Raw genomic sequence first — 16,430 nt, forward strand, 5'->3', positions numbered from 1 at the left:
CGGTAGACTCTCCGTTCCATGCCATTATTTAACAGCTTGAATATTATAAATTTAACTATTTAATTTAATGGTGAAATATCGAATGGAGGCGCGAGCGACGCCGTGGAAGTCGTCGGCGGTGCCGGTGCCGGTGCCGGCGGTGGCCGACTGGCCGAATCAGCCTCGCCCGTCCGGTCAGATCCGTCGGAGCAGATCGAGCACGTCGGCGAAGCCGATGCGGCCGTTGCCGTCGAAGTCGAACACGTCGGGGTTGTCCTGCACGCCATCGGCCTCGAGGTGGTCGTAGAAGGCGTCGACGTCGGCGTGGGTGAGCTGGCCGTCGCCGTCGACGTCGTCGTACAGCCCATCGCCGTCTGAATCCGTGGGACGGCCGTCGTTGTCGCCGATCGGCGGCGGCCCGTCGTTCGGTGGGCCCCCGGAACCGGCCACTGTCGTCGTGCCGGCGGCCGTACGATTCGTGACGCCGACCTTCTCGTCGACGAACGTGACCGCTACGGAGTGGTCGCCGTCGGTCGCCGGGCCGACCTGGGCGGTGAGTTCGTACGTCGACTGGGTCACCTCGGTTACGGAGACGTCGCCATCGTCGAGGAGCGATCCGTCGAACTCGACCTCGAACTGTCCGGTCGTGGGCGCTCCGAAGTCACCGTACGCGTACGCGTCACCGTCGCCGAACGAGAGCGAAACGGTGAGGGTTAGTTCGCCGTCGTCGAGGCTCGCGCCGTCGACCGCGGCCGACGTGGCCAGCTCGTAGGTCGGGTAGTTCGTCGCCCGGAAGTACTCGACCGTGTCGCTCCCCGACGTCTCCTCGACGAGCTTCCAACCGCCGTCGAACGTGGCCTGTCCGGTGAGGGCGTCCGAGCGTACGACGGCGAAACTCGTCGCGAAGTCGTCCGAAACGGCGTGTTCAGCGCCCGCGGGATCGAACAGTCGCAGCGTGACGTCGTCCCCGTCGTCCGCCCAGGAGACGCGTGCATCGAGCACGTCGTCCGTGTAGATGACGTCGCCGTGGTTCTGGCTCTCGCGGTGGGAGAGGTCCGGCATCCAGTCGGGGTGAGTCGTGTCTACGTCGACCGCGTAGACTGAGGTGCTGCCGGCCGAAGCCGATCGATGTGGCGGGTCGTTGAACTGCAACGTCCCGTAGTCCGTCGAGACGGTGTCCAGCACGATGTCGGTGTCGATCAGCGACGCGTCGAGCGCCGAGTTGGTCGCCTGGAACGTACTCCCGTTGGCCGGCGGGGTGTCGAACTGGAGGTTCTCCGCGCCCCACTCGACACCCATGGACTGATAGTGGTGCCAGACGACCAGTCCCCGCTGTGACCGGTCGAGCGGCGCGTCGACGCCGGTTCCGTCGGCGTACGCGAGGTAGTAGTGTTTGTGAAAGTCCGGGTCGTCTCCGGCCGGGTTCGACTCGCCGACGACGGTGTAGAACTGGTTCTCGATTGACTGGGGCGGAAGGATCCCCGCCTGGTCCGTCGGGTGGATTGCCGTCGTCTCGTCCCAGCCCGTCGGGCCCGGCGTCTGATCGAGGTCGACGTTGACCTTCGACCACGGGATCATGTTCACGAGCGGCCCCGCGCCCATGATCCCCATGTTGCCGGTTCCGGGTGCCTGATAGAAGTCCGTGAGTCCGTGCAGATGGAGGTACTCGTGACAGGTGTAGTTGATGTCCTGTTCGGCCGCCGAGGCTCTCGCCGGTGCCTGACAGAACCCCCTGATCAGTACGCCCTGTCGTTCTATCGTGTTTCCCACCCAGGCGACGCCGCCACCGCCGCCGCCCATGAACGTGAGCGCGACGATTTGCGTCGGATTCTCCTGATCGTAGGCCGTGATATCGAAGCCATCTGCGATCGCGGCGTCGAGCGCCTCCCTGACCGCGTCGCCCAGGTTGAAATCGTCCGAGGGCTGTGACGTCTGATACCAGCCGACGAGCCCCGCCGGTCCCGGACCGATCGAGAAGCGCCCGTCGCTGACGATATCGAAGTACTCCTGCACCGTGTAATCGTCGTACCCGAGGTCGGCGTCCGGGTCGAACATCGCCGTTTCGTACGCTTCGATCGGTCCGGGAGGTGCGTTGTCCTCGAAGTAGATACCCAGGAAGATGACGTCCTGATGGCCCCGGTGCATGTGCTGACCGATCGGGAGTTCGTCGGGCGCTGCCCGGCCACGTTCGAGTCCGCTCGCCGCCAGCCCCGTTCCCAGAGCGGCCGTCGTCACCGTCTTCACGAAGTCGCGTCGGCCGACCCAGCCGGAAGACGCTCCATCCGATCCACCGGTAGTCCGTCCGTCAGTCGATCCCCCCGCGATGGCGTCTTCTGGAGCAGCAGGCTCCCCGTGCGAGAGCGCGCCGGACTCCGCGAGATCCTCGAGCGGGCTCCGGCTCGAACGGGCTCCAGTCAACAGCGATTCGTCCGCCTCGGGTGTTCGTGTGTCCTGTCGCATCGTCGTTCACGCTCGCATCGTCCTGTTCGTAACAGTACTCTACAGATATTAAATTTTATTATAATCAGTATGAAAATATTGGTTGCGCGCCGGAGATCGGAGGCGAAAGGGAGCGACCGACGGCACCGGCGGATGGCGCCGTTCGCCAGAGTCACTGCGTCGATAGCGGTTGCGCGTCTACGCTCCGACAACTGAGCGTCCCTCGGTTCGGTTCCCGACTCTCGAAAGCGACGGATCCTCCGCCGGAGCGACGATCGACCGGAGGAATCAGCCCGTGACCGTCCGGTCAGATCCGCCGAAGTAGATCGAGCACGTCGGAAAAGCCGACGCGGCCGTTGTCGTCGAAGTCGAACCTCTCGGCGTTTTGCTGCACGCCGTCGGACTCGAGGTGCTCGTAGAAGGCGTCGACGTCGGCGTGGGTGGTCTGGCCGTCACCGTCGACGTCGTCGTAGAGCCCGTCACCGTCCGGATCACGAGCCTCGTACTCGCCGACCTGTATCGTCTCCTCACCGTCGCCGGTGCCGTCGAGGTCGATCCAGAGGATGCTGATGCCGCCGACGCCGACGACCAGATTCGATCCGGAGAACGCGAGCGTCTTGTGGTTCCCCTCCTGTCGGGCCGCCGGGAGCGCGGAATCGAGTTTCGTCCAGGTGTCACCGCCGTCGGTGCTGACGATCGGCACCTCCCTGGCCGGGAACGCGGCGACCCGGTCGGGATCGTTCGGATCGAACGTCGCGGCCGCGCAGGGACGGTCGTAGATCTTCGACCAGCTTTTGCCGCCGTCCGTGCTCTCCCAGAGGGCGCCGCTCCAGTCCTCAGTGCTCGAGAACGGCAGTGCGACGGTGAGGAGGAATCGACCCTCTGTGTTTGGATCGGCGGTGACGTGCCAGGCCACGCCCGCGGTGTCGGCCAGTTCGTCGATCTCGTTCCACGTCTCGGTCTCCGGATCGAAGTAATGGGGTGATTCGCCCTCGACATAGTTCGTCGCTGTCACCATCGATCCGTCGCCGGAGAGCGCGAGCTGGTTCCGGCCGACCCAGAAGTTCCGCGCGAAGTGACTCGGTCCGATCGCGGGATCGGGGCCGCCAATCTTCGACCACGACTCGCCGCCGTCTCTCGACCGGTAGGCGACGTCGTCGCCGATCGCCACGACGACGTGCTCCGAATCGGTCGGATCGATGCTGACGCCGGCGGGCGCCTGTAGCTGCGTCGGCGCCCAGGAGGGCGCGTCGTCGGGAACGACGTGCTCGAGGCCGTTCAGTTCGCTCTGTCGCCAGGTCTCGCCGGCGTCCTCGCTGATGAAGATGGTCCCCGACCGCGAGCCGCCCGAGTACAGCGCCGTCGTACAGACGAGGTAGTCCGGGTTCGTGTCCGCGTAGTCGTGGTGGGTGACCGCGTGGAAGCTCACTTCGTTGTGGACATCCCACTGTTTCCCGTGGTCGCGCAGGCGGACGAACCCAGAGTCGGCGAACCCGGCATAGAGACGGTCGTTTCGCGGATCCGATTTCACATCGAACGGGACCATCTCCTCGAGGCCGTGCGAGGAGTATCTCGCCGTCTGGCCGCCGTCCTCGGTCTTGTAGAGTGCGTAGGTGCCGGCGATGTACCACTCGTCCGGGTCCTCTCGGTTGAACGCGATACCCTGTGCGTTGTAGGGTCCGAAGTCTTCCCAGAACCAGCCCGACGTGTCCAGGTCGTCGCCCGTGATCTTCGAGTGACGGGACCAGGAACTGCCGCCTGCGGGAAGCGTGAAGATGTCGTACGCCACGTCCGACGCCTTGCCGGTCAGCGCGTAGATCTCACCGTCGTTGACGCCCGAGACCTTGAACTGGGCATCCGGGAGGCCGTCGTCGAAGGCGGACCACGACTCGCCGCCGTCCGTCGACCGTTTGACGTAGGGTCCGTGTTCGTAGAACCCGTAGAGGGCGTCGGTCTCGGGGTCGGGGTGGAACTCGATCGGGCCCTCGGGGCCGTAGTGAAGACGCGTCCAGGACTCGCCGCCGTCGGTGCTCTTCCAGAATCCGCCCGTCGTGTCGTCGCCGTCGGGACGGGCACACAGGTAGGCGGTGTCCGGGTTCGTCGGGTCCCACTTGACGTCCGTCCCGTGGACGTTCGACGGCGTGTCGGTGGCAGACCACGTCCGGCCGCCGTCGGTGGACCGGTAAACGGTGTCGTTGTGCGGTGCCGTCATCAAGACGTCGTCGTCGTCCGGTTTGCGGGCGATCGTTTCGCCCGCCCACCGGTAGGTCCCGTTGGGCTTGAAACTCGTCTCGAGGACGTGCGACCACGAGTCGCCGCCGTCTTCCGTCCGCCAGACGCCGTCGGATTTCGCGTGGACGACGATATCCTCGTCCGCGGGATGAACGCTCAGCCCGCGGGTGCCGTCGCCGCGGTGGAAGATGTACCAGGTTTCGCCGCGGTCGTCGGAGCGCCAGGTGCCGCCGACGTCGGTCGTCGCGTACACCGTACACGGGTTTGCCGGCGTAGTGAAGGCGTTCTCTACCTGTCCGCCGGCGCCGATCTTGCTGTGCGTCCAGTCGCCGTAGCGGGGCATGCCAGTGTCGGGGTCGGTCTCCGGTCCCAGGTACTCACAGCTCGCCTGGGTGGCGGCCGCCGCCGCGCCGTTCGTCCGGGCGCCAGTCGGTGTTGTGCCGAGCGAGAGGCCGAGGACGCCCGCGCCGACGGCGACGCCCTCGAGCACGTCGCGTCGCCTCGGGGAACGCTTCGTCCCCGTCGGAGTGTCGTTCGATCGCAATTCGTCGATGTTCTCGCCGTCGAATGTCGTGTCGGTTGTCATCGTTGTCGTCCGCGATTTGTAACGTCAATGGTCGTCGTCAGATCCGCCGGAGCAGGTCGAGCACGTCGGAAAAGCCGACGCGGCCGTTGCCGTCGAAGTCGAACGCATCGGGGTTGTCCCGGACGCCGTCAGCCTCGAGGTGCTCGTAGAAGGCATCGACGTCGGCGTGGGTCGTCTGGCCGTCCCCGTCGACGTCGTCGTAGAGCCCGTCACCGTCGGGATCTCGCGCCTCGTACTCGCCGATCGAAATCGTCTCACCGGTGCCCTCGCCCGCGGGAACGCCGTCGTCTTTGTGTTCGGCGAGGAGGTCTTTGACGTAGTTGCCCATCGAATCCTCGTGGGGGACGACCTCCCACTCGCAGGGCGGGTCGGTACACTCGCCGTCGAACGCCGGCCTGACCGAGATCTCGCTCGCCCAGCCGGCGTCGAAGTTCCAGGCCTGCCAGTGGATCGCGTCGCTCGATTCCAGCCACTCGGCCATCGGATCGGCGTAGGACGAGATGATATCGGTGCCGAGATCGCTCGCACTCCAGCCCCACTCGGTGACGAACAGGGGATACTCCTCGTAGATCTTCTTCGTGCCGTCGCCGTTCGGCCCGGGCCCGTCCCACGCCTGCTGCTTGCTGGCCTCGTGTTTCGGGTAGATGTGGTACGTGTACGCGAGGTTCTCGCCCTCGAACGGCTCGACGAGCGCCCCCTCGGGGCTCTGGGTCCAGCTCGGCGACCCGATGAGGACCAGATTTCGCGGCGCGTGCTCGCGGATGATGTCCACCCAGGGCTGGGCCATGTCCTTCCACCACTGCCAGCGATCCGCGACCCAGTCTTTCTCCGTCGGATCGCCCCACATGCCCGGCTCCGTCGGCTCGTTGTACACCTCGTAGAGGACGTGCGACGCCTCGGCGTACCGAGGGGCGACAGTCTCCCAGAACAGCCGGACCTCGTCGTCGAGCCCCTGGTTTGGCTCGCCCGTGTCGGGGTCCGCCCACTCGAGTTCGCCGCCGCCCCAGTGGCGGTGGAAATCGACGATACAGTACACCCCGTTCCGGCGACACGATTCGACGACCGGATCGAGGTGTTCCTCGAGGTACGTCTCGAGTTGGGCCTGGGTCATCGTCGGCGGTTCGTAGTAGCCGACGCCGTCCTCGCGGTCGACGTACCCCTCGGGGTCGACATCGTCGTAGTGGTGGGCCGACCACGGGGACGGCAGGCCGGCGATGTCCCAGGGTTGACAGGGGATGCGGATGAGACGGGAGTACCACCCCTTCGCCTCGTTCGTCAGGTAGTCGACGGCCTGGGCCGCCGACTTACCGCGGCCGCTGACGTCCTCGTTCATCCGTCGCGGGTCGGCGATGTTGACGCCCCGCAGGGTGACGGTGTTCCCCTGCGGATCTTTCACGAGGTTGCCGTCTACCTCCAGCCACGGCGTCGGAATTCCCTCGCTGGCTTCCTGGGCGCCGACGGACCCGGCGATGGTGCCCGCGCCGAGGGAAAGCGCGCCGGTCCCGGCGGCGGCGCTGATGACGGTGCGCCGCGAGAGGGTGTCGGTCGGCGTCGATTCGTCTGCGTCGGGGGATCGATCGGTTTCGTTCATTGTATTTCCACTCAGTTGGGCAGTCAGATTCGGCGGAGCAGATCGAGGACGTCCGCGAAGCCGATGCGGCCGTTGCCGTCGAAGTCGAAGGCGTCGGCGTTGTCCTGGACGCCGTCGGCCTCGAGGTGCTCGTAGAAGGCGTTCACGTCGGCGTGGGTGGTCTGCCCGTCGCCGTCGACGTCGTCGTACAGCCCGTCGCCGTCCGGATCGGCGGCCTCGTAGTCGCCCACCTGAATCGTCTCGGGATCGGCGTCATTCCCGCTCTTCTCGGCGACAACGTCGGCGTAGGCCTCGATGAGGTGGCCGGATTCGCTCGCGTAGAGCTGGAACCCGTCGTGGTCCTGGGTCTCTTCGAGGACGACCTGCCACGGGAGGACGGCGTTGCAGTCGTACTCGTCGGCGACGTCGTACCACTCCGACAGGTACTCGTTGCGGGTCTCGAGATCGTGAGCGGAGTCGCTGACGTTGAACTCGCCGAGGTAGGCGGGTTTGCCGAGTTCCTCGTGGGCGTCGACGACGCGACGGCGGATGTAGTCGGTCCCATCCGCAAGCGGGAGGTTCCAGTGGTCGGGATAGAAGTGGAACGAACAGGCGTCGATCGTGTCGATCGCGTGGTGGTCGAGGTAGGACTGGCCGTCCCAGTTGCCGTCCGGATACTCGTCGTTCGCAGACCCGTAGTAGTGGCCCTCCGACCCCGTCGAGACGAGGTGGTTGTCGTCGAGTTCCGTGACGTACGCGGACATGTCGGCGAACCAGTCGCCGAGAACCGACTTGTGCTCCGGCGGCTGGAGGGCGTCCATCTCTCCGGGGACGTCGTCCTGCTCGAGGCGGGGCTCGTTGGCCAGCTCCCACACCATGATCGTCGGGTCCTCGCGCCACTCGATGCCGCTGAACGTGTTTTCTCGCGTGAGGATCGTCTCGACGTGGTTCCGGTACATCTCGCGGGTCTCGTCCATCGTGTAGAACTCGTAGCGGGACTCCGCGCCGGCCCACTCGGCGTACTGGAGCATCCCGCCCTCGTGTTCCCAGTTGTCCACGAGCGTCGCGATGAGCCTGATGCCGCGCTCTCTGGCCGCCTCGATCAGGTAATCGAGGTTCTCGAGGGCGGCCTCGTTGTACTCGCCCGGTTCGGGCTGGAGGGCCAGCGGCCCCTCCTTGCCCTCGCCGTGGGCCCAGAACCGCACGAGGTCGATCCCCAGGTCCGCGTAGAGGTCGAGGACGTCGTCGATTCGGGCTTTCGTTCCGTCGTACTCGTGGGTGAGCCAGAAGTTGTTGGCCCCGTTGAAGTAGACCGGCTCGCCGTCGACGACGAACTCGGTGCCGTCGGTCTCGACGAACGCGAGGTCGTCGGGGTCGGTTGTCGGGTCCGGCGCTGCGGCGGCGGCGCCGACGCCCGTCGAGGCGATCGCCGCACCGGCACCGATCGCTTTCACGAAGCGGCGCCGCGTCGGTCGGTTCGTTCGCTCGATTCTGTGCGTGTCCGTGGCGTGTTCGTTCGAAGTCATGCGTTCGTGTTCGCTCACTCGTCGCGCGGTTCGTTCGCCAACCGGTGACGCCGCGAGCGGCGACCGGTCGGGATCGATACGGTCCGCGGGTCGTCCGGCCTGCCGTCCGCTCAGTTCGACATCCGGTTGCGGAGGCCGACGGCGTCCATCAGGTCGATGTTGCGGTCCATCTCCGTCTCGACCTCGACGTGACAGGTTTCGGCCATGATGTCGACGAGCTCCTGGCGCTCCTCGGGCGTCTCGAAGCGGCCCGACGGCGGGGTCATCCCCTGCTCGAGGGCCCAGTACTGGTCCGGGTACGCCGTGCGCATGTTGTACGGCTCGTCGTGGAACGCGAGGCGGACGGCGTAGGCCGACAGCTTGCGGTCCTCGTCGTGGACGACCTCGATGATGTCCCGCTGGGGATGGCCGTAGCCCGGATGCGGTCGCTGTTCGTTGTTGTAGTGGCCGGCCCGGAGGTTGCCGTTCGCGCCCGACGGGCCGATCCACATGATGACGGCCGCATTGAGGAAGTACGGGACCGAGCTCGTGTTCCTGAACTGCAACACCTGGTACCAGAACCCGGCGTTCTCCTCGTGGATCTTCGCCTCGACCTCCATCGGCGCGTTGGCGGTGAAGCCGTCACCGCCGAGCGGGTCGCCCGTCGCCGGGTGGATTCCGTCGGCGAGGTCGTGGATCGGGTTGTCGTCGTCGTGGTACCGGTCGTCGGGGAGCCGGTCCGCCCGCGTCCACTCGACGTCGGGCCGGTACCACTCGTCGTCGGGATCGGATTCGTGGTCTGGCTGGTCGTGGGCCCGGTCGCGGAGCCGCACGCCTTCGGGGCGGTAGTCGCGAGCGTCCGGCGGCCACGGGTCCTGAATCAACTGGTCGGGATCGTTCGTCGCCGCGACCGGGCCGGCCGTCTCGTCCCAGAACGCCATCGGCTCGTTGTGGTAGGTCAGGTCCTCGGTCTCGTCGGGGAGCAGGGAGAGCCGAGGCAGCAGCTTCGCGCTGGCCTGCCGCGGGAACCCTTCGGCCTCGTACGTTCGGACGTGCTCGAGCGCCTGTGTCCCCATCTCGTCGAACGTCAGGGTTCCGTCCTCGACCGTCTCCTGGATCGCCTCGAGGTCGACGTCGAAGGCGTCGGCCTTCTCGCCGTCCGGCCAGTTGACCTGATCGTGGCTCCCGTGGGGGTCCTCGTCGACGCTGTCGGGGAGGTACGACAGCCAGGACGCGGGAACGTCTTCGGCCACGTAATCCGGATAGAACTCGGCGAGCGTGGTGTCGCCGGTGATCTCCGATCCGCCGTCGCCGTCGCCGACGAACGCGAGCTCCCCGATCTCCACGGCTCCGCTGGCGCCGTGCCAGAAGTCGAACCGGAGCTGGCGGACCGCCGACCGGTCGACGTTCGCGTCCGCCAGGTCGACGGTCACGGTCGAGAACGTCGTCTCGATCGAGTCGTCGGTCAGGTTCGAGAGTCGATCGCGGACGTCGCCGATCCGCAGATCGATATCGGCCTCCTCGCCGCCGTCGTCGCCGCGAACGACCATTTCGAAGCGGTCGTACCCCGAGAAGTCCGCGAGGAGGGTACTCGCAAAGAACCCACCGTCGTCGTACTCCAATCGAAGCGCGCCGTCGGTGAGCGCGTCGTCCTCGAACGCGACGTGATTCGACCATTCCTCGAGTTCGTTCGCGCCGGGGTAGGTCGCGGTCTCGAAGTCGTTGACGACGAGGCCGTCGCCCGCATCGCCGGTGACCGCTCCCGACCCGGACGACGCCTCCACACTGGCATGCAGTCCGCCCAGGGTCGCTGTCGCGACGGCGATACCGCTTTCGAGTACCGTTCTCCGTTCGACCATATACCGTTTATTACCCCATAAATATAAGTAATTTTATTAGCATTAAGTAGGTTTTTACCAGTAACACATAATTCATTAGATATAACGAGCCGGTTCAGATTCGCCGGAGCAGGTCGAGGACGTCCGCGAAGCCGATGCGGTCGTTGCCGTCGAAGTCGAACGCGTCGGGGTTGTCCTGGACGCCCTCGGAATCGAGGTGCTCGTAGAAGGCATCGACGTCGGCGTGGGTCGTTTCGCCGTCGCCGTCGACGTCGTCGTACAGGGCGTCGCCGTCCGGATCACGCGCCTCGTACTCGCCGACCTGGATCGTATCGCTGGCCGGGTCGCCGATTTCGACCGTCAGGTCGACGGCGTCGTCGGGATCTGTGAGGGAGACCGTCTCGGTCGTTTCCGATTCGCCGACCGTCACCGTCACCTCGTGGTCGCCGAGATACGGCTCGGTCGCGTACGTCCCGTCGGCGTCGGTCGTTCCCGATTCCTCGGTCCACCACTCCTCGAAGACGAGTTCCCGATACGCCTCACCGTGCGCGCGGAGCACCCAGTCTTCGTCGTACAGCGCGGCCGCCGGTCGCCAGTGCCGGTTCGCCCAGAATCCCCAGTGGAGGACGCTCTCGAGGGCCTCGTGACTGTACGCTGCGATGAGGAGGTCGCGCATGTAGTCGCGCCGCACCGCGATCTGGTCCTCGTCGTTCGGGTCCTTGAGGGTGATGTCGAGTTCGGTGATCTTCAGGGGGACGTCGAACGCAGCGAACTCGTCGAAGATCTCGAGGAGTTCCGCGGGCGGACGCAGATAGTCCACGTCGAAGTGGCCCATGAACCCGATGCCGTCGACGTCGACCGCGGTGCCGTCGAGCCACTCGATGTACTCGCGGTACGGATCGCGATTGCCGTTGCGCGCCGAGATGACCCGTCCTTCGTTGACCCACATGGGCGCGGTGGGGTCCTCGTCGGTCGCCGCTGACCACCAGTCGACGACGGACTCCCGCCCGAGATCGTCGGTGATCTCGGAGAACATCACCGGATGATTGTGCATGTCCCACTCCAACAGTCGACCCTCCATCGCCGCCGCGCGCTCGCGAATCGTCTCCTCGATCGCCGCGACGATCTCCGACTCGGGCCGGGTGTCGTCGACGCCCATCGCGTCGTACGTCCCCCACAGGAGCGTATGCCCTCGAGTCGGGACGTCGTGCCGATTGAGCCAGTCGATCGCGGCCTCGGTGTTCTCGGGGCCGAGACTCGAGCCGAACTCGCCCTCCCACGCGCCCCGCTTGAGGCCGTTCTCCGTGACCGCCTCGTTGAAGTTCTCGAGGAAAACGTCCTGGTACCGTTCGTTCGCGGTCAGTTCGTCGACGGCGATGGCGCTTCCGAAGCCGAACTCGTGGTCCCGCATCTCTACCGCCACGTCGGCGTCGGGAATCGGATCGCCGTCCTCGTCGGTGACTGTGACCGTCAGCGGCGCCCGGCGAATCTCGTCGATTCGTTCGCGGGCAGCCTCCCGCCAGGCGGCGCCCTCGGTACGCCCCTCGTAGCCGAATTCGACGCCGGAGCCGGGAAGGGCGTCGGTCTCGACCGATTGCCCGAAGTGAATCAGGGCCAGCCCGCCGACGTCGACCGTCTGTGACCCGTACCCCAGGAAGAGTTCCGTCCACCAGTCGCCGGGATCGCTCGCGTAGTCGAACTCGATCTGGAAGTAGAATCGTCGCCACTCGCGGGGGAGCGAGGGGGTCGCGGCGTTGACCACTTCGTTGGTCTCGAGGTTGTCCCCGTCCTTGGCGGTGTACTGAACGAGTCCGTCGGTGTCGCTCGCCGGGCCCTCCCGGAGGTACACCACGCCCAGCAGGACGTCGCCCGCGGCCACGCCGCGGTCCTCGACCGTCCCGTTCAGTATCGCGTCCCACGGGTTGGAGACATCCGCCCCGACCTCGAGGCGCATCGCCTCGTTGAACGGGAGATCTGCCGGTGCCTGAATCTCCGCCGCCTCGACGTCCCCGATGACGTCGTAGGCGGCCATCGCTTCGGCTTCGCCGCTGCCGTAGCAAAACTCCCCCTGCGGGAGGCCGTGTGCTGCCAGCTCGTCGGCGAGGGTCGCGTAGTACGGATCGTCGACGCCAGACCACGATTGGGCCGTCGCCGACGCGACGGCGTGTCCCGCTCCGAGCGCCGCGAGCGATCCCAAAACTGGTCGACGGCCGATGGTTCGTCCTGGTGCGTCCACGCTCTCGCTGTCGTTTTCCGTTGGTTCGTCGATCATACGATTAAATTTTGGCTTGGTACCATACAACAAGTCCGAGGGATAAATAATTTACTAACAGATGAATTATTTTTTTAGTGCTGGACGGCGTTCAATTGCGGCGATACTCACGGTGTCGGTCCGGCTGTACCGGACGCGAGGTCACAGCGGTGCGAACGCACTCTGACCCCGTCGAATGCGGCCTCAGATCTCCCGGAGAAGCCTGAGGACGTCGGCGAAGCCGATGCGGTCGTTGCCGTCGAAGTCGAACGCGTCGGGGTCGTCCTGCACGCCGTCGGCCTCGAGGTGCTCGTAGAAGGCGTCGACGTCGGCGTGGGTCGTTTCGCCGTCGCCGTCGACGTCGTTGTACAGCCCGTCGCCGTCCGGATCACGCGCCTCGTACTCGCCGACCGGGATCACGTCTCGCTGAACGAACCTGATCTCCTCGATCTCGATCGCACCGCTGCCGGCGTCCCAGAAGGTCAGCCACACGTCCTGGATCGACGACGGATCGACGCCGACGGCCGAGAGATCGATTCGGACCGTCGCGAACGCCGTGTCGATTGTCTCGTCCGTGAGCGCCCCCAGCGGAGCTTCGACATCGTCGATCTCGACGTAGACCTCGCTCTCCTCGCCGCCGTCGTCGCCGCGAACGTCGAGTTCGAGGTGGCTGTACCCCGAGAGGTCGGTCCGGACGTTGCTGAGGAACCACCCGTCGTCGTCGAACGCGAGTCGCAGCGCGTCGCCGACGCGCTCGCCGGTCCCGTCCCCGTTCTCGAGGGCCCCCGCGCTCGAGTACTCGCCGAGGCGGTTCTCGCCCGGCCAGTCGGAGAAGTCCTCGAGGACAAGGGTGTCGGCGTCATCTGCAGCGGCGGTCGCGGTCGAATCGACCCGCCCCGCGGATCGGTTCGTGGCGCTCTCGATTCTGGATGCCATATTGGTAACAATAAACATAGTGAGTGATAAAAATAGTGGTTACTTATAGCAAATCAATATGACTGTCGGCTGCAGTCAGATTCGCCGGAGTAGGTCGAGGACGTCCGCGAAGCCGACGCGGCCGTTCTCGTCGAAGTCGAACGCGTCGGGGTTGTTCTGCACGCCGTCGGACTCGAGGTGCTCGTAGAAGGCATCGACGTCGGCGTGGGTGGTCTGGCCGTCGCCGTCGACGTCGTTGTACAGCCCGTCGCCGGTCGTATCCCGTGCTTCGTAGTCGCCGATCCCGATCCAGTCGGACCCGTTTTCGTCGCCGTCTTCGCCGACGATCATGTCGTCTTTCGTCTCCTCGAGCCACTGCCGGACGAACCACCCCATCTGTTCGGGGTCGTCTTTCAGCTCCCACGGCTCCCCCGCGCCGTCGCCCGGCGAGTCGAAGAACGTCGGCGCCCAGGTATCGTCGAAACACCACGCGATCCAGCCCATGTTCTCGTAGGATTCCATCCACTCGCGGACGGGTTCGCCCCACTCGCTCGTCGTTCCGAATTCGACGCTCTCCCGGAACTCCTCGGCGGGGTCCCAGCCGAACTCGGTGCAGACGACGGGAACGTCCTCGGCCGGCGCGCCGTACTCCGGATCGAACGGGCCGACCTCGTACGCGTCGTCTCCCTCCCCGCGCTCGAGCGTGTCGTACGGGAGCCCGTTGTCCGGGTAGATGTGGCCGGCGTAGATCAGGTTCTCCCCGTCGAAGGGGTACTCGGCGGCGAACTTGGTCCGCGAGGTCCAGTCGGGAGAGCCGATGACGATCGGCGTTTCGGGGGCCTCCTCGCGAATCAGGTCGACCCAGGACTGGGCGGTGTCGCGCCACAGCATCCACTCGTCTTCCTTGGTTCCGACCTCCGGGCCGTACTCCCCGTATTCCGACCACGCAACCGGGAGCGTCGGTTCGTTGTACAGTTCGAAGAGGACGTTCTCGTCGTCGGCGAACGCGGGTGCGACCGCGCCCCAGAACTCCCGCAGCAGCTCGTCGGTGCCGACCCAGGGATCGAACCCGAGACCGTCGAGGCTGTCCGCCCACCCGTCCTCGACCATCTCCTCGGCCTGATTCAACACGTCTACGTACGGTCGAATGAGGTGGAAGTCGATCATCGCGTAGACGCCCCGATCGGCGAGCAGGTCGACAGCCGGCCGCAGGAGTTCGTCGACGACGTACGCCGGTCCCTGCTCGTGGACCGCGTTCTCGACGATCGGCAGCCTGACGGTGTTCGGATACCACTGTTCCCCGTCCGTCGCGTGCTCGAGGACCTCCCGCTGAGTCCTCGGGTAGTACCCCTCCTGCATGTAATCCAGCGACGCCGGTGAGAGCCCGCGGAGTTTCACCCGCTCGCCGTCCTCCGTGACGATCCACTTCCCGTCGGTGTGGAGCCGCGGCGTCGGGTTGTCGACCGCTGCTGCCGACCCGGCCAGTCCGCCGAGTGCGAGGCCGGCCGTCCCGACGCCGGCCGCTTTCACGAACGTCCGTCGCGTCGGCCGGAGCGATCCCGCGTTCGTCCGTGCCGTTCGTCGCTTCTCACTGAAATTATCCTTTCTAACCATGTTTAGTATAACTAATTTCCAAGTAAATATATTTTACTTACTCCTGTAGTAAAGCCGGCCGATACCGATCCGACCGACCGTCGTCGAGACGGCGCTCGTCGTCCGCCACCGTCGGCTTACACCCGCCGGAGGAGGTCGAGGACGTCCGCGAAGCCGACGCGGCCGTTCCCGTCGAAGTCGAACGCGTCGGGGTTTTCCTGCACGCCGTCGGCCTCGAGATGCTCGTAGAAGGCGTTCACGTCGGCGTGGGTCGTCTGGCCGTCGCCATCGACGTCGTCGTACAGCCCGTCACCGTCGGGGTCTCGCGCCTCGTGCTCGCCGATCTGAATCGTTTCCGTCGCGTCGTCGGTCGTCACCGTCGTCTCGACGACCGGCGACCAGCCGCCGTCGTTCCCGGCCGCGACGCCGACCTCGTAGGTCGTTCCGGGCGTCAGGTTCGCGATCGTGGCCGTCGGTTCGGACGTGGTCGTCCTCCGGTCGCCGTCGAGGGTGACGTCGTACGTCGTGGCCGCGTCGACGCTCGTCCAGCCGAGTTCGATCGTCGTCGCCGTGACCTCGTTCGTCCACACGTCGTCGGGCGACGCGGGCGGGGTCGGTCCGGCGTCGCTCTCGAGGCCGCTTTCGTAGGTCGTGCCGTCGACCGTGAGGTCGAGGGAGGTGTACGTCACCTCACCGCTGGCCCCCGCCCAGTACTCGTTGCCGACCTCGACGCCGGTGAGCGTCAGGTCCTCGCTGACGCCGTGCTCGTCGGTCAGGTAGTCGCCAATCGCCGCGAGATCGACCTGCCCCGTCGACGCGCCGCCGGCGATCCGAAAGATGTGGAACGTCCACTCCCGGTCGTAGTCCGCCCAGTGGTCGATCTGATTGCCAAACTGGTCGGTCAGGACGTCTTCTTCCTCCATGTAGTGGTCGTGGCCGCCGCCCCAGTCGAGCACCAGCATGATCTCGTGGGTGATCGGCGGATTCTCCGAGTCCCGCTCCCCGTCCAGGAGCCACCACTCCTCGGCGAGATCCCACTCGCCGCCGCCGATGTCGACGTCGACGTCGAACTCGAGGACGAGTTCGTCGATATCGCCGCGCCGGGTCGGCAGCTCCGGGATTCCGGTGTCGGCACCCCACGGTCGCCCGCCGCAGAACGCCTCGGGGTAGTTGATCCCGTCGCCGACCGCGCTGAACTGGTAGCCGTACCGTCCGTCGTCGTAGACCCGGATACACTGCTCGGAGTTGGGCATTCCCCACTTGTTGTTCATGAGGTGCCAGTGGCCGTCGCCGAGTTCGAAGGTGTCCCAGTCGCCACACGTCTCCCGTTCGATCGACTGGGCGGCGGCCGTCGAGACGCCGCCGAGCGCGAGCGCACTCGCCCCGATGGCGCCGGCCCGGAGCACGGACCGGCGGGAGCGCGCCTCGGCCGCCCCGCTGCTCGCGGTCTCGGAATTCGTCCGTTCGGTTCGTCGGTCTTCTCGTGTGTCGCGTCGGGTCATTGTCATAGTCGCCTGCAATC

9 protein-coding genes are annotated in these 16,430 nt (G+C 66.0%); all 9 read right to left on the minus strand.

Translation table 11 applies throughout. From position 1 onward, the window contains the following. Positions 1-174: 174 nt before the first annotated feature. Positions 175-2,439 (minus strand): hypothetical protein, encoded by a 2,265-nt coding sequence (locus BMX07_RS10170; protein ID WP_090617431.1) that lies wholly within the window; start codon positions 2,437-2,439, stop codon positions 175-177. A gap of 286 nt (positions 2,440-2,725) precedes the next feature. After that, entirely contained in the window at positions 2,726-5,236 is a 2,511-nt protein-coding gene (locus tag BMX07_RS10175) for a VPS10 domain-containing protein (protein WP_090617433.1), read from the minus strand. A gap of 37 nt (positions 5,237-5,273) precedes the next feature. Next, a complete protein-coding gene (locus tag BMX07_RS10180; RefSeq protein WP_090617434.1) occupies positions 5,274-6,827 on the minus strand; it encodes a cellulase family glycosylhydrolase in 1,554 nt (517 codons plus the stop codon). Positions 6,828-6,850: 23 nt separating this feature from the next. Then, the gene (locus tag BMX07_RS10185) at positions 6,851-8,332 is read right to left on the minus strand and encodes a glycoside hydrolase 5 family protein (protein WP_139210854.1); all 1,482 of its coding nucleotides are present in this window, start codon (positions 8,330-8,332) and stop codon (positions 6,851-6,853) included. Positions 8,333-8,442: 110 nt separating this feature from the next. After that, positions 8,443-10,170 carry a hypothetical protein gene (locus BMX07_RS10190; RefSeq protein ID WP_090617438.1) on the minus strand — a complete coding sequence of 576 codons (1,728 nt, stop codon included), beginning with the start codon at positions 10,168-10,170 and terminating at the stop codon, positions 8,443-8,445. A gap of 94 nt (positions 10,171-10,264) precedes the next feature. Continuing rightward, the gene (locus BMX07_RS10195) at positions 10,265-12,421 is read right to left on the minus strand and encodes an endo-1,4-beta-xylanase (protein ID WP_090617440.1); all 2,157 of its coding nucleotides are present in this window, start codon (positions 12,419-12,421) and stop codon (positions 10,265-10,267) included. A 183-nt stretch (positions 12,422-12,604) separates the two neighbouring features. Then, positions 12,605-13,336 (minus strand): hypothetical protein, encoded by a 732-nt coding sequence (locus BMX07_RS10200; RefSeq protein ID WP_090617442.1) that lies wholly within the window; start codon positions 13,334-13,336, stop codon positions 12,605-12,607. A gap of 75 nt (positions 13,337-13,411) precedes the next feature. Continuing rightward, positions 13,412-14,929: a glycoside hydrolase family 5 protein gene (locus BMX07_RS10205; protein ID WP_090617443.1), complete on the minus strand. Its 1,518-nt coding sequence runs from the start codon at positions 14,927-14,929 to the stop codon at positions 13,412-13,414. Between the two features lie 116 nt (positions 14,930-15,045). After that, positions 15,046-16,410 (minus strand): fibronectin type III domain-containing protein, encoded by a 1,365-nt coding sequence (locus tag BMX07_RS10210; RefSeq protein WP_090617445.1) that lies wholly within the window; start codon positions 16,408-16,410, stop codon positions 15,046-15,048. Positions 16,411-16,430 lie beyond the last annotated feature (20 nt).

Origin of the sequence: Natrinema salaciae, assembly GCF_900110865.1 — an archaeon.
Classification (GTDB): domain Archaea; phylum Halobacteriota; class Halobacteria; order Halobacteriales; family Natrialbaceae; genus Natrinema; species Natrinema salaciae.

What these genes read in the sequence shown, in the direction of transcription:
- BMX07_RS10195 (WP_090617440.1), bottom strand. Translation starts at nt 12,421, where the DNA reads ATGATCGACGAACCAACGGAAAACGACAGCGAGAGCGTGGACGCACCA.
- BMX07_RS10185 (WP_139210854.1), bottom strand. Translation starts at nt 8,332, where the DNA reads ATGACTTCGAACGAACACGCCACGGACACGCACAGAATCGAGCGAACG.
- BMX07_RS10180 (WP_090617434.1), bottom strand. Translation starts at nt 6,827, where the DNA reads ATGAACGAAACCGATCGATCCCCCGACGCAGACGAATCGACGCCGACC.
- BMX07_RS10190 (WP_090617438.1), bottom strand. Translation starts at nt 10,170, where the DNA reads ATGGTCGAACGGAGAACGGTACTCGAAAGCGGTATCGCCGTCGCGACA.
- BMX07_RS10205 (WP_090617443.1), bottom strand. Translation starts at nt 14,929, where the DNA reads ATGGTTAGAAAGGATAATTTCAGTGAGAAGCGACGAACGGCACGGACG.
- BMX07_RS10200 (WP_090617442.1), bottom strand. Translation starts at nt 13,336, where the DNA reads ATGGCATCCAGAATCGAGAGCGCCACGAACCGATCCGCGGGGCGGGTC.
- BMX07_RS10210 (WP_090617445.1), bottom strand. Translation starts at nt 16,410, where the DNA reads ATGACCCGACGCGACACACGAGAAGACCGACGAACCGAACGGACGAAT.
- BMX07_RS10170 (WP_090617431.1), bottom strand. Translation starts at nt 2,439, where the DNA reads ATGCGACAGGACACACGAACACCCGAGGCGGACGAATCGCTGTTGACT.
- BMX07_RS10175 (WP_090617433.1), bottom strand. Translation starts at nt 5,236, where the DNA reads ATGACAACCGACACGACATTCGACGGCGAGAACATCGACGAATTGCGA.